General features: G+C 57.1%; 19 protein-coding genes. 5 read left to right on the plus strand and 14 right to left on the minus strand.

The genetic code is table 11. The features are described from left to right. Window positions 1-58 precede the first annotated feature (58 nt). On the plus strand, window positions 59-484 hold the full coding sequence (locus tag E8F06_RS17335) for an organic hydroperoxide resistance protein (protein ID WP_280369490.1): 426 nt from the start codon (window positions 59-61) through the stop codon (window positions 482-484). A 43-nt stretch (window positions 485-527) separates the two neighbouring features. Here E8F06_RS17335 and cheR read toward each other — a convergent pair whose 3' ends face one another. Together cheR and E8F06_RS17345 are read right to left on the minus strand one after the other, a co-directional pair. Next, window positions 528-1,355, minus strand: a complete 828-nt coding sequence (gene cheR, locus E8F06_RS17340; protein WP_190830218.1) for a protein-glutamate O-methyltransferase CheR — start codon at window positions 1,353-1,355, stop codon at window positions 528-530. Window positions 1,356-1,400: 45 nt separating this feature from the next. Next, window positions 1,401-2,333, minus strand: coding sequence for a chemotaxis protein CheV (locus tag E8F06_RS17345; RefSeq protein WP_280369492.1), 933 nt, complete (start codon window positions 2,331-2,333; stop codon window positions 1,401-1,403). A gap of 76 nt (window positions 2,334-2,409) precedes the next feature. Here E8F06_RS17345 and flgA point away from each other — a divergent pair, with 76 nt between their 5' ends. From flgA to E8F06_RS17365, 4 genes are all read left to right on the plus strand, one after another. Continuing rightward, on the plus strand, window positions 2,410-3,171 hold the full coding sequence (gene flgA / locus E8F06_RS17350; protein WP_280369493.1) for a flagellar basal body P-ring formation chaperone FlgA: 762 nt from the start codon (window positions 2,410-2,412) through the stop codon (window positions 3,169-3,171). Window positions 3,172-3,300: 129 nt separating this feature from the next. Then, window positions 3,301-3,639, plus strand: a complete 339-nt coding sequence (flgM, locus tag E8F06_RS17355; protein ID WP_280369495.1) for a flagellar biosynthesis anti-sigma factor FlgM — start codon at window positions 3,301-3,303, stop codon at window positions 3,637-3,639. Between the two features lie 49 nt (window positions 3,640-3,688). Continuing rightward, entirely contained in the window at window positions 3,689-4,156 is a 468-nt protein-coding gene (flgN, locus tag E8F06_RS17360; protein WP_280369497.1) for a flagellar export chaperone FlgN, read from the plus strand. A gap of 90 nt (window positions 4,157-4,246) precedes the next feature. Continuing rightward, window positions 4,247-4,996, plus strand: a complete 750-nt coding sequence (locus E8F06_RS17365) for a flagellar brake protein (RefSeq protein WP_280369499.1) — start codon at window positions 4,247-4,249, stop codon at window positions 4,994-4,996. Between the two features lie 61 nt (window positions 4,997-5,057). Here E8F06_RS17365 and E8F06_RS17370 read toward each other — a convergent pair whose 3' ends face one another. The 12 genes from E8F06_RS17370 to E8F06_RS17425 all read right to left on the minus strand — a co-directional run bounded on the left by E8F06_RS17370 (window position 5,058) and on the right by E8F06_RS17425 (window position 19,471). Next, window positions 5,058-5,678, minus strand: a complete 621-nt coding sequence (locus E8F06_RS17370) for a TIGR04282 family arsenosugar biosynthesis glycosyltransferase (protein ID WP_280369501.1) — start codon at window positions 5,676-5,678, stop codon at window positions 5,058-5,060. 99 nt (window positions 5,679-5,777) lie between these two features. Next, complete coding sequence (locus E8F06_RS17375; protein WP_280369503.1) at window positions 5,778-7,103, minus strand: MFS transporter; 1,326 nt, start codon at window positions 7,101-7,103, stop codon at window positions 5,778-5,780. A 60-nt stretch (window positions 7,104-7,163) separates the two neighbouring features. Then, complete coding sequence (locus tag E8F06_RS17380; protein WP_280369550.1) at window positions 7,164-8,405, minus strand: glutamine synthetase family protein; 1,242 nt, start codon at window positions 8,403-8,405, stop codon at window positions 7,164-7,166. 327 nt (window positions 8,406-8,732) lie between these two features. Further along, on the minus strand, window positions 8,733-10,727 hold the full coding sequence (locus E8F06_RS17385) for a nucleoside-diphosphate sugar epimerase/dehydratase (RefSeq protein ID WP_280369504.1): 1,995 nt from the start codon (window positions 10,725-10,727) through the stop codon (window positions 8,733-8,735). 55 nt (window positions 10,728-10,782) lie between these two features. Then, the gene (locus E8F06_RS17390; RefSeq protein ID WP_280369506.1) at window positions 10,783-11,379 is read right to left on the minus strand and encodes a sugar transferase; all 597 of its coding nucleotides are present in this window, start codon (window positions 11,377-11,379) and stop codon (window positions 10,783-10,785) included. 9 nt (window positions 11,380-11,388) lie between these two features. After that, on the minus strand, window positions 11,389-12,552 hold the full coding sequence (locus E8F06_RS17395; RefSeq protein ID WP_280369507.1) for a DegT/DnrJ/EryC1/StrS family aminotransferase: 1,164 nt from the start codon (window positions 12,550-12,552) through the stop codon (window positions 11,389-11,391). 40 nt (window positions 12,553-12,592) lie between these two features. Beyond that, window positions 12,593-13,234, minus strand: coding sequence for a GNAT family N-acetyltransferase (locus tag E8F06_RS17400; RefSeq protein WP_280369509.1), 642 nt, complete (start codon window positions 13,232-13,234; stop codon window positions 12,593-12,595). Further along, window positions 13,227-14,447 carry a glycosyltransferase family 4 protein gene (locus E8F06_RS17405; RefSeq protein ID WP_280369511.1) on the minus strand — a complete coding sequence of 407 codons (1,221 nt, stop codon included), beginning with the start codon at window positions 14,445-14,447 and terminating at the stop codon, window positions 13,227-13,229. The genes E8F06_RS17400 and E8F06_RS17405 overlap by 8 nt, the downstream gene beginning before the upstream one ends. Window positions 14,448-15,005: 558 nt before the next feature. Further along, window positions 15,006-16,136: a UDP-N-acetylglucosamine 2-epimerase (non-hydrolyzing) gene (wecB, locus tag E8F06_RS17410; RefSeq protein ID WP_280369512.1), complete on the minus strand. Its 1,131-nt coding sequence runs from the start codon at window positions 16,134-16,136 to the stop codon at window positions 15,006-15,008. Between the two features lie 23 nt (window positions 16,137-16,159). Further along, window positions 16,160-17,278 (minus strand): capsular polysaccharide biosynthesis protein CapF, encoded by a 1,119-nt coding sequence (locus tag E8F06_RS17415; RefSeq protein ID WP_280369514.1) that lies wholly within the window; start codon window positions 17,276-17,278, stop codon window positions 16,160-16,162. A 3-nt stretch (window positions 17,279-17,281) separates the two neighbouring features. Continuing rightward, complete coding sequence (locus E8F06_RS17420; RefSeq protein WP_280369516.1) at window positions 17,282-18,322, minus strand: polysaccharide biosynthesis protein; 1,041 nt, start codon at window positions 18,320-18,322, stop codon at window positions 17,282-17,284. 33 nt (window positions 18,323-18,355) lie between these two features. After that, window positions 18,356-19,471 (minus strand): hypothetical protein, encoded by a 1,116-nt coding sequence (locus E8F06_RS17425; protein WP_280369517.1) that lies wholly within the window; start codon window positions 19,469-19,471, stop codon window positions 18,356-18,358. Window positions 19,472-19,967 lie beyond the last annotated feature (496 nt).

Here is a 19,967-nt window from a genome sequence, read left to right on the forward strand (position 1 = left end):
GCAGATCCGATCCTTTGGCTAGGCTTGCTTGTCTCTGCCACCAATCCGGAGACCCGCCATGCCCATCGAGAAAGCCTTGTACACCGCCCATGCCGAAGCCTACGGCGGCCGCGAAGGCCGCGCCGTGTCATCGGACGGCGTGCTGGATGTGAAGCTGACCACGCCGAAGGAACTGGGCGGACCGGGCGGTGAGGGCACCAACCCCGAGCAGTTGTTCGCCGCGGGTTACTCGGCCTGCTTCCTCGGCGCCATCAAGTTCGTCGCTGGCAAGGAAAAGATCACGCTGAGCGAAGACACCTATATAGAAGGCGCGGTGGGCATCGGCACCTTGCCCACCGGCTTCGGCATCGAGGTCGAACTGAAGATTTCCCTGCCCGGCCTGGACAAGCAGGCCGCAAAAGCTCTGGTAGACAAAGCGCATATCGTCTGCCCGTACTCCAACGCCACGCGGGGCAACATCAACGTGACCCTTACCCTCGTGTAATACGCGCGAGCAAGAAAAAAGGGAGGCCATTGGCCTCCCTTCTTCATTTCACCTTGTAGATGATCCCCGGACTGCACTGGACCATCTGGTAGAGGTCAGGCAGGCCGTTCAGCGCCTCGGACGCGCCGAGGAACAGGTAGCCGCCCGGCTTCAGGGTGGCGTGGATGCGGGTGAGGATGTCCTTCTTCACTTCCGCGGAGAAGTAGATCAGCACATTGCGGCAGAAGACGATGTCGAACTTGCCCAGCGCCGCATAGCTGTCCAGCAGGTTCAGCGGACGGAACTCCACACGGCTGCGAATGGCCGGTTTCACCGCCCAGCGCCCCGGCCCTTTCGGATCGAAGTAGCGCGCCAGGCGTTCTTGGGACAGGCCCCGGCCCATGGCCAGGCTGTCGTATTCACCGGAACGGCAGGCAGCCAGCATGGAACTGGACAGGTCGGTTGCGACGATGCGCGCACCCGCCTTGAGCTGGCCGAGATTGATCTTCTCGTATTCGTCGATTGCCATCGAAATGGAGAACGGCTCCTGTCCCGACGAGCTGGCCGCCGACCAGATGCGCAGGGGCTGGTTCGGGCTGGCCTTGATCAGCTCGGGGAGAACCCGGCTCTTCAGCACCTCGAAGGGATAGGTATCGCGAAACCACAGGGTTTCGTTGGTGGTCATGGCATCGATGACCTGCTCGCGCAGGCCACCCCTGGAGAACCCCTGGATACGCTGCGTGAGCTCACCCAGGGTCTTGATGCCGTTCTGTTCCATCAGCTTGTTCAGCCGGCTGGAGACCAGATACTGCTTGTTGCTGCCCAGCAGGATGCCGCAGGTCTTTTCCAGGAATACCCGGAACTGCTCGAACTCCACATTGCCTGAAGACACTAAGGGCGCCTCACCGATCTATTTCCATGTCAGGGGGCCGAAGCATCAGCCCCCATCCGTTACCTTGATGCGTTCCACGACTCGCGCCGCCAGGTCGTCCGGCTTGAACTTGGCGAGGAAGTCATCCGCCCCCACCTTCTTCACCATTGCCTGGTTGAACACGCCGGAAAGCGAAGTATGCAGGAGGATATGCAACTTCTGCATGCGCGGATCGTTTCGGATTTCCGCCGTCAGGGTGTAGCCGTCCATCTCCGGCATCTCGATGTCGGAAACGATCATCAGCAGCTCCTGCTCCGGCGCCTTGCCCTCCTCCACCATCTCACGCAGGTAGTTATAGGCCTGGCGTCCATCGTTGAGGGCCTTGACCTCGACACCGACGGTTTCCAGGCAGCGGATCACCTGCTTACGCGCGACGGACGAGTCGTCGACGATCAGGACCCGCTTGCTGACGGCCTTGCTCTGGGTCTCGATATCGATTACGCCTGCAGACACCACCTCGGAGGTAGGCGCCACTTCGGCAAGGATCTTCTCGACGTCGATGATCTCCACCAACTGCTTGTCGACCCGGGTTACCGCCGTCAGGTAATGGTCACGACCAGTACCCTTGGGTGGCGGATGAATCTCTTCCCAGTTCATGTTGACGATGCGCTCCACCGAGCGCACCAGGAACCCCTGCACCTTGGTGTTGTATTCCGTGATGATGACGAAACTGTTCTTCAGGTCATCCAGGCCTCTGCGCCCGGTCGCCATGGACAGGTCGAGAATCGGAATGGTACCCCCGCGGATATTGGCGACCCCGCGCACCACCGGGCTGGACTTGGGCATCAGGGTGAGACGGGGGCACTGCAGCACCTCCTTCACCTTGAACACGTTGATCCCGTAGAGCTGTGATCCGTCGAGACGGAACAGCAGCAGCTCCAGGCGGTTCTGCCCGACCAGTTGGGTACGCTGGTTAACCGAATCCAAAACTCCGGCCATGACCAGACTCCTATTACAAGCCATTGAACGCCTGCCTCAGCCTAGCAGGCGGCACGAGCCTTGCTTCTATGTTTGCATGAACACCATGACGACGCTTTTCCGACACTTGATGGCAAAACGCCGCAAATCGCTTGCGGCTGTTTTACCCGCTTTGTGCTGTCTCGGCTACAGCCCCGCGTCGAGTGCGAATCTGACGTCACCTGAGGTGCTTATCGGCACAGCCGAAGGCTTTCTTGAGTTCGCCGTGGAAGATTATCTGCAGCGGAGCAACATCCAGGGCCGTAGCGAAATCCAGGTCAATCGCCTCGATCCACGCCTGCGCCTGACGGAGTGCGACAAGGATTTGACGACCAGTCTGGAAAGCCCCGCCCAGCCGCTGGGACGCGTCACGGTAAGGATTCGTTGCGATGGCAGCGCCCCGTGGACGGTGTTCGTCCCGGCCCAGGTCAGGCTGTACCGTGAGGTAGTGGTGGTGACCCGGCCGCTACGCCGTGGAGCGCCGATCGCCGCCCAGGACGTGGCTGTTGCCGAGCGAGACGTGGGCACCCTGAACCAGGGTTTCCTCACCGACCCGGCGCAGATCATCGGCCAGAAGACCACTCGCGCCCTGCTCCCCGACCAGGTACTGGCGCCGCTGCATCTGCAGCAGGCCGAAGTGGTGAGCAAGGGCGATCAGGTGGTAATCAGCGCGGCGAGCGCCTCGATCAACGTCCGCATGCCGGGCGAGGCCCTGAGCAACGGTGCACCCGGCGAGCAGATCCGGGTTCGCAACCTGAGCTCCGGCCGCGTGATCAAGGCCCGCGTCAAGGCGCCCGGCCAGGTCCAGGTGGACATGTAGGCATGAATCCGCTGGCGCCGAAGCGAGCTGATTTCTTAAACTCAGCCGGTACGAAAGAATTTTCTAAAGTTATCCCGGACAGGGCCGATAAAACGGTAAGCGTCCAAATAGCGTCCGAGGTTCAGCACCATGGTTATCGACTTCAACCGGCTCAATAACGGCCCCACCCCCGCCAACACGGGGCGTACCGGCAGCACCCAGGCCGGCAAGAGCGAAACCGTCACCAGCGGCCAGGCTGCTCCAGCCCAGAACACCGGCGAGCAGGCTCCGGCTACCAAGAGCGGCGAATCCGTGCAACTGAGCAGCGAAGCTCAGGTGCTGCAGAAAGCCGGCGAAAAACTGCGCGACCTTCCCGTGGTGGACAAGGAGCGCGTTGAAAAGCTCAAGCAGGCCATTGCAGACGGCACCTATCAGGTCGACAGCAATCGCGTGGCCGGCAAACTGCTGAACTTCGAATCCCAGCGCTAGTCCACGGGCAGCGCTGGGGAACCTGGACGCCCGATCCCCCAGAGCTCGTATGCACGATACCAACCTGCTTCAGCTGTTCACCGACGATATCGGCCACGCCCAACGATTGCTTGAGCTGATGGACGAAGAATTCCAGGCCCTGGGCGAACGCGATCTCGCCCGCCTGGAGCAGCTGCTTGCCGACAAGCAGCCCCTGCTCGCCCAACTCGACCAGCATGCTCGCCAGCGCAGCCAGCTGCTGAGCAGCCTCCAGCTGAGCACCGACCGCACCGGATTGCAGCAATTCGCCGAACGTTTTGCCCAGGGCCAGGAAGTGCTCGAGCGCAGCGACGAACTGGGCGAGCTGCTTGAGCGTTGCAAGGAGGCCAACGAGCGCAATGGCCGCCTGATCCGCGCCAATCGTGCATCGGTTGGCAGCATGCTCGGTATCCTGCGTGGCGGCGATACGCCCAGCCTCTATGACAGCCGAGGTGCGACGGCTAGAATCGGCCAGCAGCGCCCGCTCAGCCAGGCCTGACAAGACATTACAAGAAAGGCACGGAGACACGCAGGCACGATGCCGCCACTCTTCGTGTGACCCGCTTTTGCGTTCGGAGAGACCTGGACCGTGTCCAACCCATTCCACGAAGATAACGGCCCACAGCCTCCCAAAGTGCTAAAGGCACCGGTCGAAATCCTGGCCAATCTTCGTCTGCTGCAGCAGCACCACGATCCCCTGATCATCACCTTCCACGACCGCAACCAGCGATTCCAGAGCTACCTGGTGGAGGTGGACCGCGACCGCGGCCTGATCGCCCTGGATGAACTGATCCCGAACGATGGTGAACGCTTCCTGAAGAATGGCGAAACCTTCCGTGTCGAAGGCTTCCACGAAGGCGTGCGCATCGCCTGGGAAACCCAGCAGCCGGCTACGGTCGGCGAGTTCGAAGGTGACCGCTGCTACTGGTGCCCCCTGCCCGCTGAAGTGACCTATCACCAGCGCCGCAATGCCTTCCGCGCGCCCCTCAAGCAATCCCAGCTGGTGCCCATCGAACTGGACGGCGACAAGCTGTCGGCACCGGTCAAGGGCGTGATGCTGGATGTCTCCGCCACCGGTTGCAAACTGCGCTTCGAAGGCGACCTGAGCGGCCGCCTGCAAGCTGGACAGGTCTATGAGCGCTTCACTGCCAGGATGCCCATCGGCCCCATTACCACCCCTGTGGAACTGCGCCACCTGAGCTATGACGAAAAGCTCGGCATGAGCTTCGCCGGCATTCGCTTCCACAAGATGAGCGGCCTGGTACAGCGCAACGTCGAACGCTTCGTCTACCAGTTGCAACGCGAAGCACGGCGCTTCGAGAAAGACGAACTCTTCTGATTCGAACGACGGCCAGGCTGCTGTCCGCAGAGCCTGGCCCGGTCGTTTCGTCCATCCGCGTTCAGACAACCCCCAGCTTGATGCCCATTCGCCCCAGGCGAGGCAGGTGTTCGGGGCTATCCAGCACCCAGAGCGACGGCAGCAGTCCATGCCGCCAATCCAGTTCCTGCAAACGTTCACAGGTCATGGCCAGGACCCGGTCGCTGCCCCAGGGCATGGCTTCGAACAGGCGTGGATCGACACGCCGCAGGCCGAGCAGCATGTAGCGCCCGTCCTCGGTCGGCCCTAGCACTGCGTGATGGTGATCGAGCGCCTCGCAGGCGGCTGACAGGTAATCGGCATCCAGCATCGGGCAATACTGGCCGATGAGCACTACGGCATCGTTCTCGGAAAGGCCCAGCGCTGCGATTCGTCGCATTCGCTCTCCCAGGTCGCCGACTGGCTGGCCCACTACCATCCAGTCGTTATCCTCGGCCAGGGCTTCGAGGGCCTCGTCCGGCCCATCCTCGATCCAGAAGATTCGCTCACTGAAGCCCAGCGGCGGAAGGTTGAGTACGCGGGCCACCAGTTGCCGATGCAACCGGTCCACCCCCTCCTCCCCCAGTTCTGGAACCAGCCTGGGGTGGAGGTTGCCGGCCTGCGGTGCGCTGGCCAGCAGATGCAGGGAAATGCTCAACGTCATGACCAGATCCTCCTTGAAGTCCCAAGGCAGGCCTTGGGCTTGAAGCTCGGGTAGCCACACTGGTCGATAATTGGGCAAAAGCGATGTAGCGTTGGGCCACTACTTATTGGGTTGCGGCTGCTCCGGCATGTCGTCTGTCGGCGGCGCAGGCGGCGGGATATCGCCGTTCTGCATCTGGTCGTGCACCGCCCGTTCGTCGACGCGTGGGTCCAGGGCCGCCACCAGGGGCGAACTGGTCATGTTGTCCGGGGTGGGCACGTGATGCAGCGGCGCCTCGTCGACCCTGTGCAAGCCGGTGACCGCATCCGGCCGCACCCGCAGCACCAGCACCGCGGCGCAGAAGCAGACGAAGGCATAGAGCATGTTCGGCCCCAGCTGCTTCATCAAGGCACCAGTCAGCAACGGTCCGATGCTCGCTCCCACGCCGAAGGTGATCAACAGCATGGCGGTCAGCGACACGCGGCGCTCCGCCTCGATATGGTCGTTGGAGAAGGCCACCGCCAGTGGATAGAGACTGAACTGCAGCAGGCAGACCACGAAGCCCACCGGGAACAGCACTTCCAGAGGTGCCGACGGCATCATCGCCAGCGGCAGGGACGACAACGCGAGCAACGCGGCCGTGCTGCGAATCAGCACCGCGCGATCATGGCGATCCGACAGCCAGCCCAATGGCCATTGCACCAGCAGACCGGCGAGGATGCAGCTCCCCATGAACAGGCCCACCTGGTCGATAGGCAATCCCTGGGCGGTGGCATAGAGCGGCGCCAGACCGTAGAAGGAACCGATCACCAGGCCGGACACCAGCACGGTGGTCATCGATTGCGGCACCCGTTTGATGAAGAAGCGCGGCTCCAGAGGCGCCGGATGCAGGGGCGCCGGGTGCAGCTTGCGGGTCAACGCCACCGGCACCAGGCACAGGGCGAAGCACATGGCCACCAGCATCAGCAATTCCGGCCCGAGCCCCGGATGCAGCACCAGCACGAGCTGGCCCAGCACCAGGCCTAGGTAGGACGCCACCATATAGCCGGCGAACACCTGCCCACGCTGGCTCGCGTCGGCCTGCTCGGTGAGCCAGCTCTCGATCACCATGTACTGGCACATCATCCCCAGGCCCACCAGCATGCGCATGAACAGCCAGGCCGGCAGGAAATTGATCAGACCGTGCCCGAGCACAGCCGCCGTCACCACCCCGGCGCACGCCACATAGGCGCGAATGTGCCCGACGCGGGCGATCAACCGGTGCCCCAGCTTGCCGCCGAGGATCAGGCCGAAATAGTTGGACGCCATCAGGGCGCCGACCCAGAGTCCGTCCACCTTGTCCGCCGCCAAGCGCAGACCGAGGTAGGTACTGAGCAGGCCGGAGCCGATCAGCATGAGCAGGGTGGCGAAATACAGTGCACGAAACGACTTCCAGATCCGATGCATCGACGCTCCAGACGGCTACTTGTACAGGGAGGGCCGCCCGGACGGGCGACCCTGGGACGATCACACCTGGGAGGCGAGGATGCGCCGCTCCCATGGTGAGATCTCATCGAAGAAGCTGCTGAGCTCCATCGTCTTCGTAGCAATGTAGCCTTCGATGAACTCCTTGCCGAACAGTTCACGCGCCAGATCACTGCGTTTCAGACGTTCGATCGCAGCATGCAAGGTACAGGGCAGCAGCAATTCATCCGGCGCCTCGAACTCGCCCTGGATCGGCGCGCTCGGTTGCAGCTGCTGTTCAATCCCGTAGAGTCCGGCCGCCAGGCTGGCGGCAATGGCCAGATAGGGGTTGGCATCGGCGCCGGGCAGGCGGTTCTCCACCCTCCTCGCCACCGGCGCGCTGGCCGGAATGCGCAGTCCCGCCGCGCGGTTGTCGTGGGACCAGCAGGCATTGTTGGGCGATGCGTAGGGATGGCACAGGCGCTGGTAGGAGTTCACGTTCGGCGCGAAGAGCGCCGTGAAATCCGCCATGGCCGCCTGCTGGCCGCCGATGAAATGGGCGAAGGCCGCTGTCGTCTCGCCGTTGGCATCGCTGAAGATGTTCTCTTCGCCGTCGAGAGTCACCACGCTCTGGTGGATGTGCATCGAGCTGCCCGGCGTGTGCGCCAGCGGCTTGGCCATGCAAACCACTTGGATACCGTGCTTGAGCGCGACCTCCTTGAGCAAGTGTTTGAACAGAAAGGTCTGGTCCGCCAGCAGCAGCGGATCGCCATGGAGGAAGTTGATCTCGAACTGGCTGACGCCCATCTCGTGCATGAAGGTATCGCGAGGCATGTCGAAGGCCTCCATGACGCGATAGACCTCTTCGAAGAAGGGACGCAGGCCATTGTTGGAGGACACGCTGAACGCCGAGCAGCCCACCTCGCGCCGATCATCCAGCCCCATCGGCGGCAGGAAGGCCTGAGTCGGGTCGGGATTCGGGGCGAAGACGAAGAACTCCAGTTCTGTGGCCACCACAGGCTTCCAGCCGTGGGCCGCATAACGCTCCACCACCTTGCGCAGCAGTCCCCGAGTCGACAGCCCTGAAGGACGGCCATCCAGCTCCTGGGCATCGCAGATGGCCAGGGCACGCGGTCGCTCGCTCCAGGGTAGGCGATGAATCTGGTTCGGTTCAGCGACCAGGGCCAGGTCGCCGTCGTCGCTGCCATAGAAACGAGCGGGCGGGTAACCGCCCATGATGCATTGCAGGAGCACGCCCCGTGCCAGCTGCGGACGGCGCCCCGAGAGGAAGCCCTCCCCCGTCATCACCTTGCCCCGCATCACTCCGTTCAGGTCAGGGGTGACGCACTCGATCTCTTCAACGCCGGCCAGACGCTCGGCGAGCGGGCTGCGGACTTTGGTAGTCATGATTGTTGTCCTTGTGCACTACAGCCGCTCTGGATGGCGGCATGTACAAAATACGCACCGGCTGTTCGAAATATCAAGCGCCGTCATAGGCCACCTGAAGCCGAAGGACTCTACCAATTGTGTCGTGCTAGGAATGGCAAGTAGAACGGAGGAAATGCTTTCTACACATCGGCAGATTTCCCGCCATTGGTGTCAGTAGCAATCTCGGTTCCAACTTGCCAACGATCAGGGCTCGATCCGGCGCTGCTGATGTATCCAGTCGACGATTTCTCCTTCCGGGGCATAACCGCTGACCGTCTCTCGAAGCAACTGACGAACTTTAGCGTAATCGTCCTGCTGAACGGCCTCGAGCAAGGCTGCCAACGCCGTCTTGAGAGAGTCCCAGGGCAGATACTCCTCATTGGCCCGCATGATCATCGGGTGACCCGTCGGACTGACGTTATCGCCGATCAGCAACTCCTCATACAGCTTCTCGCCAGGCCGCAAGCCACTGAACTCAATAGCGATGTCCCCGTGAGGATTCTTCTCCGAACGCACACTCAGACCGGAAAGATGGATCATCTTTTCCGCCAGTTCGAGAATCTTCACCGGCTCGGCCATATCCAACACGAACACATCGCCCCCCTGCCCCATCGAGCCGGCCTGAATCACCAGCTGAGCAGCCTCAGGAATAGTCATGAAGTAACGGGTGATATTGGGATGCGTGACCGTCACCGGCCCACCACGACGAATTTGCGCATAGAACCGTGGGATCACTGAACCCGAAGAACCCAGCACATTCCCGAAACGCACCATAGTGAAACGGGTCTTGTTGACCTGATGGACGGCATCATTGTCTGCAAACAAAACCGGACCCGATTCCCGGCTCAATGCCTGCAAAACCATCTCAGCCAAACGCTTGGTGCTGCCCATCACGTTGGTCGGTCGTACAGCTTTGTCGGTGGAAATCAGAACGAAGTGCTCGACGCCAGCCCTCACTGCAGCCTGAGCGGTGTAAAGAGTGCCCATGACATTGTTCAGCACGCCCTCAGCAATGTTGTGCTCCACCATTGGCACGTGCTTGTATGCAGCCGCATGGTAGACGGTGTCCACCTGCCAGGTCCGCATAATGTCCAACAAGCGCTCTTGATTACGGATAGAGCCCAGGATTGGCACCAACCGTAGCGGCAAGGACTCACGCTCGATCCGTTGCTCAAGTTCGGAATGAATGCTGTAGAGGTTGAACTCGCTGTGCTCGAACAGAAGCAGTGTCTTGGGCTCACTCGCCATGATCTGGCGGCACAACTCAGAACCGATCGAACCGCCAGCACCGGTCACCAGAACGGTCTGACCACGAATGCAACGCTCGAATAACTCCTGTTGCGGAGGAACGGCATCACGCCCGAGCAAGTCGGTGATATCCACTTCCTGGATGTCATCAACCTTCACTCGTCCGCTGGCCAAATCCATAAAGCCCGGCACACTACGTACATGCAGAGGGAACTGTTCGAGGTGTTCCAGCACCTCACGCCGGCGCCCGCGAGAAGCGGAGGGCATTGCCAGCAGTACCTCCTGCACCCCCGCTTCTTCGATCATCTGTTGAATATTCATGGGCGCGTACACCCGCAGCCCGGCAATGACCCGATCGGCAATACCGCTGTCGTCGTCTATGAACGCCACCGGACGCATCGCGCGCCCCATACGCAAGGCCCCCACCAACTGGTTACCGGCAGCCCCGGCGCCATAGATCGCCACCTTAGGCAGACCATCATCACGGCTCATAAAGGGCATTGGATTGTTGGCTGAAAACCAATCGCCCATAAAGTACTGGCGCATTCCCAGACGTAACCCGCCGATTATCACCAAGCTCAGCCACCAGTAGTTGAACACCAGTGAGCGAGGCACGACCTCTGGTGCATCGCGATACCAATACACTGCCAGGGAGAGGAACAAGGCAGATAGGGTAACAGCCTTGGCAATGGCGAGTAGTGCGTCGTTACCGAAGTAGCGCATCACCGCCCGGTACATACCGAAACGCACAAATAGTGGGATAGCAATCAGAGGGGCGACCACAAAGAGCCACAGATGCCCTCCCCATGGCTTAATCAGGTTGTCGGTACCCAAGCGCACGATGAACGCCAGCCAGAGTGCCAGCCACAGGAGCACTACGTCGGCGAGAATTTGCAGCAACCGCTTGCGACGCTGCGGAAGCCCCAACAGGGCAGTACGTAAGCTACTCATTCACCAAATTTCCACTCATCGCAAAGGCTCCCCTGTCGCGAACGCGCACGCAGAATCACTTCGTCGCAATAGCTACGACCGTGTCGAAAATGATTTTCAGGTCTCCCAATAAGGAGTGGGAGCGGACGTAGTCAAGATAGTACTTCTGCTTGATGGGCAACACTTTCTCCACATAAGTCCGCTCCGGATCGGCCGAACCCGCCAACATCTCATTCTCGTTCCTAAACTCTATCGAGGCGCGGTCGGTAATGCCCGGCCGAACCGATAGAACCTCTGCACGCACCGCCTTGGGGTATTGATCCATGTATCGCGGAACCTCTGGCCGCGGCCCCACAAGACTCATGTCCCCGACAAAGACATCGAGCAGCTGCGGCAGTTCATCCAGTTTCATCTTGCGCAGGAAAGCACCGGCCCCGGTCACCCTTCGATCGCTGCCGACGGTCAACTGAAGCCCCTTGGCTTCAGCATTGACCGTCATGGTGCGAAACTTGTGAATTCGGAAGATCTTGCCGTAACGCCCGACACGTTCCTGGCGGAAGAACACTTCGCCTGGAGAATCAATTTTTATCCATATTGAGATCAGCAGGAATATAGGAAAAAGGAAAACCAGAGCAAGTGCACTTACTAGAACATCAAATAGCCGCTTAAGCATGACGTGTTATCACTTCAGGGACTCTTTCACAGCACAGACGACCCTGTCGATATCGGCATCCGTCATCCGGGTGTAGAGCGGCAGCGTAGCAGTGCGCTCGTAGATCTTTTGGCTGACCGGGAACATCTCCGGGGTGAGGCCATAGGTGTCGCGCCAGTAAGGCTGCTGATGCAGAGGAACGTAATGAACGCTCATCCCCACGCCCAGGGCGAACATTCGCTCGATGAACTCGGCTCGGTCTACCGCTACATCGCCGGCCAGCTGAATAACATAGAGGTGCCAGGAATGCGTGTCACTGCCTGCAGCCTTTGGCGGTAGAATCAGCGGCAGCGATGCCAGTGCGTCATTGTAGCGGTCGGCTATGTACTGCCGCTTCTGCTGGAAAGCGTGGGCCTTCTTCAGCTGATGGATACCGATGGACGCGGCAATGTCGGTCAAGTTGTACTTGAAGCCCGGCGCGACAATCTCGTAATACCAACTAGGAACCTTGGCGGTAAACCGGTCGAAGGCATCCCTGTTGATACCATGCAGACGCATGATTCGAGCGCGCTTGGCGATCTCAGCATTGCGGGTTACCACCATGCCACCTTCACCGGTGGTAATAGTCTTGTTGGCATAGAAGCTGAAGACCGTGACATCGCTTTCCAGTGTGCCGATCAGCCTGCCATCGCAGGTGGTCGGGAGCGCATGGGCGGCATCCTCGATAACCTTCAGACCATGCCGCTTGGCAATGTCGATTATCTTGCCCATATCCGCGCTGCGGCCAGCGAAGTGCACCGGGATAATGGCCCGGGTGCGAGTCGTGATGACCTGTTCGATGGCATCTACGTCGATGCACAGGGTGTCGGCGTCCACGTCGACGAAAACCGGATCGGCACCCAGGTAGCGAATGACTTCGGCCGTAGCGGTGAAGGTGTGGGTCGTGGTGATGACCTCATCGCCTGGGCCGATGCCCAATGCCTCTAACGCCAGGTGCAGGCCGGCAGTTGCGGAGTTGACGGAGATGGCTTCCACGCCACCTCCGAGCCACTCTTCAAAATCACGTTCGAACTGCTTGACCTTGGGGCCACTGGTCACCCAACCAGAACGAAGCGAAGAGACAACTTCTGCAATCTCTTCCTCGCCAATTTCGGGAAGAGCGAACGGCAGAAACGGAACACTCGAGTTGCTCATTATTCTTTACACACCTTGCTGTTAATCGATTAGGTGGAATTCAATCTTTCAGGCGACGCAAATCATAGGCGTAGTGATTCATAAGCCGACCGCCTGCTCGCTCTTCTGACATTGATAGAGTGAATCCAATATCCCGATAAAATCCGTTGACCGCATCATTTCCGTTCGCGTCGGTGCTGAGTTCGACTATATCGGCCGACTTTTCCCTAGCGCTGTCAAGGAATGCGTTGACCAGAGCTTTTCCGTTGCCTCGGCGCCCCTGAGCAGGCGAAATTCCGATAGATGCTAGTTCAACCCGGAGCAAGTCATCTTGACTACTATCAGTGGATCGCTGCGAAACCAGTTTCATGTTTTCCAGTACACGCTTCCACAGCTTAGGGCGAATCGACAGGTGCAGCGCCGCTGAAATCATCATGCGTTTCTTGCGCGAGCCCAAGAGGGCATAGAACTTTTCCGGCTGGGCGAAGCCTGCGACGAATCCGAAAGGGGTTCCTTCATCGTCCTCGGCCACTAGAAACAAGCTCTCCGCGTAATCAAATACCGTCTGGTAATACGCTTGAAGAAACGACGGCCCCAGAAGGGTCATCAGGAAGTCTGGAAAAGCTATTTGATGAATCTTCGCCACTAGAGGCAAATCCGAAAGCAATGCGGGGCGAACAGCAACGCTGTTGGAATCAGGCATGTCCAAATTTTTCCGTTACCAAGGCCAGGATACGAGAAACATGCTCGACACCATTCTTCTGGGACATATTTTCTCGATAGTAGCCTTCAGCAGCTGCGCCAAACACAGCGAGTTGTTCGGGCGTACTACGAGCCATCTGCAACGCAGTCTCAGCAATGCTTGCTGGCGTGCAGGGCCTCGCAACCATTCCGGCACCAGCTTTCTCAATGATTTCCGCCGACTCCCCTGCCACCGCCATTAGGATGGGCTTGCCCATCGCCATGTAGGCCTGGGTCTTGGACGGCACAGTAATTGCGAATACCGGATCATCCGCTAGGTGCACCAGCAATGCATCGGCTTTAGAAAGCTCGGCGCCGATGGCCTCCGGCGGAACGCTGCCGCGAAACTCCACATTCTCCAAGCCCAGAGAGGCCGCCTGCTCCTTGAGGCGCTGGCTTTCAATGCCATCCCCGATGAAAATGAACCGGATACCTCGCTCGCCGTCCTGCTGAAGCAACTGAGCGGCCTGGATCACGCTACCCAATGCCTGGGCGGCCCCCAGATTGCCCGCATAGATGATATCGAAGCTGCTTCTGCTGCGGTCAGACGGATCGGAACGCTTTAACCTCGACTCATCGCACCAGTTGTAAATTCGATGAATCTTGCTCTCCGGAACACCCTTCGTGACAAGCGTGCGCTTGTAGCCTTCGGACAGCACGACAATGGCCGACGCACGCTTGTAGACCCAGCCAACGCAACGCGCGATCAAGCTAACTCCGCGCGGATTGCGGAGCATGCCCGTGGCAACGAGAGCCTCGGGCCAGAGATCTTGGACGTCATAGATGAATGGCCGCCGATGAATACTACCAAGAATGGCGCAGGCGACCCCCCCCACCATCGGCGGAAAGTAGGAGTAGATAACATCCGGCTTTCGGCCGAGGAACAGCGAATAGAAAAACGCCGATGCCGAAAAGGACGCATAACTCAGTAGTCGCTTGAGTGCCGAACTACCGTGGGACACATAAGAAGGCAATCGAACCACACGCACCCCTTCGATGATCTCCAACTGCATCAGGCGCATCCGATAGCCCGGGTAGATCTGCCCACCGGGGTAACTGGGGTAGGTGGTAACAACTTCGACTTCGTACCCAAGTCTGGCGAGTTCTTGAACGAACGATAGCCCCTTGATCGCATTCTCCGGGTCGAATAGCTGAGTAATAAGCTGAACTCGCACGAAAACCACTCCCTCCTCACGGCAACTTGTGTCGCGTGGCAAAAGCCACGCCTGGTAGGTAGGTGCCACACCATCTGACCTTTCGAATCTGACTATCTGATGCCAGATATCCTTTACGAAAAGGAGCTCACAATCTCTCGCCTTCCTATACTTTCCAGCTCTAGCTCAAAATTGCCCGAGATGTTAATTGCCGAACTCAATCAGCCGCTCAACTTTCGGGATGCCCCCCCCCTTCGACGATGGAAAGGGTCGACACCTCATCGTTTGGCGCATCAACGTCCCGGTTTTCTTGCCTCTCCCAGCCCACCTTCGCAGTCCGGACCAGTACTTCCTTGAGGGCGGTCAAGCGGATCTTCCGGTCAAGCCAGATCGCTTGAATATGCCCAGCAACCAGCGCAAGTTTCCCCCTGCTACCAAAAACGCTTCACGATATCGCTCGCGCAACAGGACCGAGAGGCATTAGCGCACGAAGAGCAATAAGAATCCAAGGCTGGCTGCCAGCCGGCGCTGAAAAAGCTTTGAGCGTAGCTGGCAACAAATATTGGATCGTCAAGCCGACTACTGTATCTTCCAGACATTACGCATCACATAGTCGCGATAGCTGTGGATGATGCGGACGACCTTCTCTGCCACATTTGGCATGCTGTAATCAGCGACCAGGCGCAGGCTGCGCTGTTCATCGCGCCCCTGCTTTTCCAGCACGAACAGTCCCTGCATGACTCGCTCCAGATCAAGACCGACCATCATGGCGGCAGCCTCTTCCATCCCTTCAGGACGCTCATGCGCCTCGCGGATATTGAGCGCAGGGAAATTCAGGATGGACGACTCCTCGTTGATGGTGCCGCTATCCGAAAGCACGGCTTTGGCAGTCAGCTGCAGCTTGTTGTAGTCCTTGAAACCAAGCGGCTTCAACAAACGCACGTTGGCATGGAACTCCACCCCCAAAGCATCGACGCGTTTCTGTGTTCTGGGATGGGTCGAAATGATGACCGGATGGCCGTAATGTGCCGCCACGGCATTGAGCACATTGACTAGCTTGAGGAAGTTTTTGTCCGAGTCGACGTTCTCCTCACGGTGTGCACTGACTACGAAAAACTTCCCCGCCTCGAGCCCTAGGCGTTCCAGAACATCCGACCCGTCGATGCCTTCGCGATAGTGATTCAGGACCTCGTACATGGGGCTGCCGGTCTTGACCACCATGTCCGGAGAGAGGCCCTCGCGCAGCAGGTAGTCACGGGCAATCGTACTGTAGGTCAGATTGATGTCGGCAGTGTGGTCGACAATACGCCGATTAATCTCTTCCGGCACCCGCATATCGAAGCAGCGATTACCGGCTTCCATGTGAAAGGTCGGAATCTTGCGGCGCTTGGCGGGGATTACTGCCATACAGCTGTTTGTATCACCCAGCACCAGCAAGGCTTCCGGCTGCACTTCTGCCAGTACGCGATCCACAGCAATAATCACATTGCCAATGGTCTCAGCACCTGTCGCTCCAGCCGCGTTGAGAAAATAATCTGGTTTCCGAATACCGAGATCCTGAAAAAATATCTCGTTCAGTTCGTAATCATAATTCTGGCCGGTATGGACCAGCACATGCTCGCTGTACTCGTCCAGTTTGGCCATAACGCGGGACAGACGAATGATTTCAGGGCGAGTACCCACTACGGTGACGACTTTTAGCTTCTTCATTGCAACTCTCTTCACGGCTACGCTTATGCCTCGGTAGCAACAGGGCACGCATAGGTATCCGGGTGTTCGCGATCGAAAATCTCGTTTGCCCAGAGCATCACGATCAATTCTTCTTCACCGACGTTGGTGATGTCATGGGTCCAACCGGGTACGGTCTCGACAATTTCTGGCCGCTCTCCCGTGGTGAACAGTTCATTGAACTCACCAGTGACGATATGACGGAAACGGAAGCATGCCTCGCCCTTGATAACGAGGAACTTCTCGGTCTTGGAGTGGTGGTAATGGCCACCTCGGGTAATGCCAGGATGTGCAGTGAAAAAGGAAAACTGACCCGAGTCGCGAGTTTTCAGCATCTCAACGAACACACCGCGCGGATCGCCATATTTCGGCACCTCATAAGTGAAGCGCTCGGGCGGCAGATAGCTGAGGTAGGTGGAGTAAAGAGCGCGCACCAACCCAATGCCGACCGCATCGGTAATCAACGTGTCACGGCTGTCGCGGAAGGTGCGCAGTTGCTCTGCCAACTCGCCAACCGTGATGCTGTACTGCGGATCGACCGTGACAAAGGGGGTACCGACCAGCCGGCCTTCCATTACCGCAAGGAAATGGGCAATCACATCATCGATATAAACCAGGGTAACGCATGCCAGCGGATCGTTGATCTGGATAGGCAGGTCACGAGCAATGTTGTGGCAGAAGGTCGCCACCGCTGAGTTGTAGTTCGGGCGCGCCCACTTGCCGAACACATTAGGCAAGCGGAAAAGATGGACAACAGAGCCGTGCCTGTTAGCCAGATCAAGCAGTGCCTCCTCGGCGCTGCGCTTGCTGCAGCCATAAGGATTGTCCAGCTCGGCCTGGCTGGATGACGTATACAACAGCGGAATTTGCCGGCCACTGTTTTCGACTGCCTCACACAGCTTGCGCGTCAGGTCGGCATTGCCGCTTTGAAACTCCAGCGGATCTTGAGGGCGATTGACACCAGCCAGGTGAAACACAAAGTCAACCTGCTCTACAAGGCCAGCCAGCGCGTCTAGCGGATCATTTCGTGTAAAGCACAACACCTCGATATCTTGTCGCTCCGCCAGATGCGCAACAAGATTCTGGCCGACAAAACCATTGGCACCGGTGATCAGCACTTTCATTGATCATTCCTCTGGCGTAGCGTGCTCACCACGCTGGATTGCACGCATGAAATCCAGTTTGAGCAGCAAACGCTGCATACCCTCGACATCCAGGCGCTCGGTGTTGTGAGAGTTATAATCTACCATGTGCGAAATCTTCTCCTCCCCCTGTTCGACAAACTTGGCGTAATTGAGATCACGCAAATCCGGCGGTACACGATAGTAATCGCCCATGTCTTCGGCACAGGCCATTTCCTCACGGCTAAGCAACGCTTCATACAGCTTTTCGCCATGACGGGTGCCGATCACCTGGATCGGATGCTCAGGCTTGTCGAGCAACAGTGTGAGTGCCCGAGTCAGGGTTTCGACTGTCGCCGCCGGCGCCTTCTGCACGAACAGGTCACCGTTGTTACCATGCTCGAAGGCATAAAGCACCAGATCAACAGCATCGGCTAACGTCATCATAAAGCGCGTCATGTTCGGATCAGTCAACGTCAGCGGCTTGTCCGCACGGATCTGCTCGATAAACAACGGGATCACCGAGCCACGCGAAGCCATGACGTTACCGTAACGAGTACCGCAAATGACCGTCTTGCTATCATCGGCATTGCGCGATTTAGCGACCATAACCTTTTCCATCATCGCCTTGGAGATACCCATGGCATTGATCGGATACACCGCTTTGTCGGTACTCAAACAAACAACGCGTTTTACTCCGTTCTGGATCGCTGCCTCCAAAACGTTTTCGGTACCGATCACATTCGTCTTGACCGCCTCCATCGGATGGAACTCGCAAGACGGCACCTGCTTCAGCGCGGCGGCATGAAAAACGTAATCAACTCCACGAGTAGCATTCAGGATGCTTTGGTAATCACGCACATCGCCAATATAAAACTTCAGCTTGGGGTTTGCGTAACGCTTACGCATATCATCCTGTTTCTTTTCGTCACGACTATAAATGCGTATCTCAGCAATATCAGTATCAAGAAAGCGCTTGAGAACAGCGTTGCCAAAAGAACCAGTACCACCTGTAATAAGGATGGCCTTTGAGGAAAAATCATTCATAGACACCCCACGAAATCAAAAATAAGCATTTAATTAGAAATCAGAAATTAATTGTTCGCACTCATCGATTATTGAAGATACTTTTGAGTCCCAAGGCAAAAAGTCAGCACGGACCTCACTCACAAAAATTTGCGCCACTGCAGGACAGTTATCAAAATCCATCAAAGTAGAAAACAGCTCATTGGAATTACCATAATCAACCAATAAACAAATATTTTTTTCGTAAAAAAACTTAGCCGTATCAAGCCCTCTATTGGTTACAAACCTGACTCCAAAACAAACACAGTCATACCACTTGTTTGGTTCAGCTTTTCTATTTATCTCATACGCCGGGTCATAGAAGCTTAAAACCAAATCTGACTCTTTATAGTAAGAAAGTGCCTCAGCATTAGGAACAACCCCAAGGTACTCAATATTTGGAAGTTCAATCAAAGCATCCGCATCAGCGCACCCAGGCCGCCCCGCAACTATGACTCGGAATTGCTCAGGAGAAAGTTTACTCACCACATCAAGAATAAATCTCATTCCGCGCATTTCGGAAAGCCAGCCATTAATATAAATGGTTTTCCTTAAATCCAGCCGCCCGCCTCTTTTCAAAAATAAGTCATGAGCTGCAGATAGCTCCTCCGAAGATGGCGTATTCTCAACCACTCGAACATTTTTGTAGCCAGTGAAATTTCTACTTTCACCAGGAACCATATGAACTAACGCGCGCCTACCAATTTGCGCTTCCAAAAAACGGAAGACAGGCTTGAAAAGTCCAAGCTTATATGTCATATGCGCCGCGTCACGATCAAGATAAATATAATCAACCCGCTTGAAGAAGGAAACAAAAAATGCAGGCGCAGCAGCGTCCAATCGCGACAAAAAAAACAGCTTATGCGTAGTCGAAGAAACCAGAAAATATTTAAGAACCAAGAAAGACCAGCAAATATAATGAAACAATAGAGCAAACTTTACACGCCCCTCTCCCTTATATAGCCGAGTAAATTTTATCCCAGGAAAACTTTTTACTGGCTCCCCTCCCCTATCCCAATACACATACTCAACAACATACCCTTTCCCATAAAGAACTTTACTCAGCTTATTTAGATACGGCTGAGCACCAATGTCAGCCCCCACACCAACAATAACAGCAGATTTATCCATGAGAAAACCTCCCATATAACACACCGCCTACCAAATTAAGGCGACTGCAGAAAACAAGCGCACGTACATAACAAACTAAAGCAGGCACATTGCCACTGGTACATTCTCAAATAAAAACCCTCAGTTGAAGCGATTTTCTTGCTGCATACTAAAAATCAAAAGACCCAACTCGACATCTCTCTTAATTCGACCATCCTATTCTCAAGGTTTTCCACTTGGCAATTTTTGAAGCGAGTGCTTTTTCCGTGACGCACTCTCAAAAAGACGCATTTCAATCAGGAATCGGATCGCTTATTAAAAATGCAGCCCCACATTACTATTTCCACCCCAACTTGTAGTCCAGATAAGTCCGGCTAGGCGACAATCATCCTTAGCTCTGAGAACCACCTCAGGACAAATTATTATAGATCACCCAAATAACAATGCCTCTGCCACTTCAGCTTGCAGCACACAATCATTAATAAATCCAATCACTTCAAAGATGAGAGGAACAAAT

The organism is Pseudomonas sp. BN411 (assembly GCF_029871235.1).
Lineage (GTDB): Bacteria > Pseudomonadota > Gammaproteobacteria > Pseudomonadales > Pseudomonadaceae > Metapseudomonas.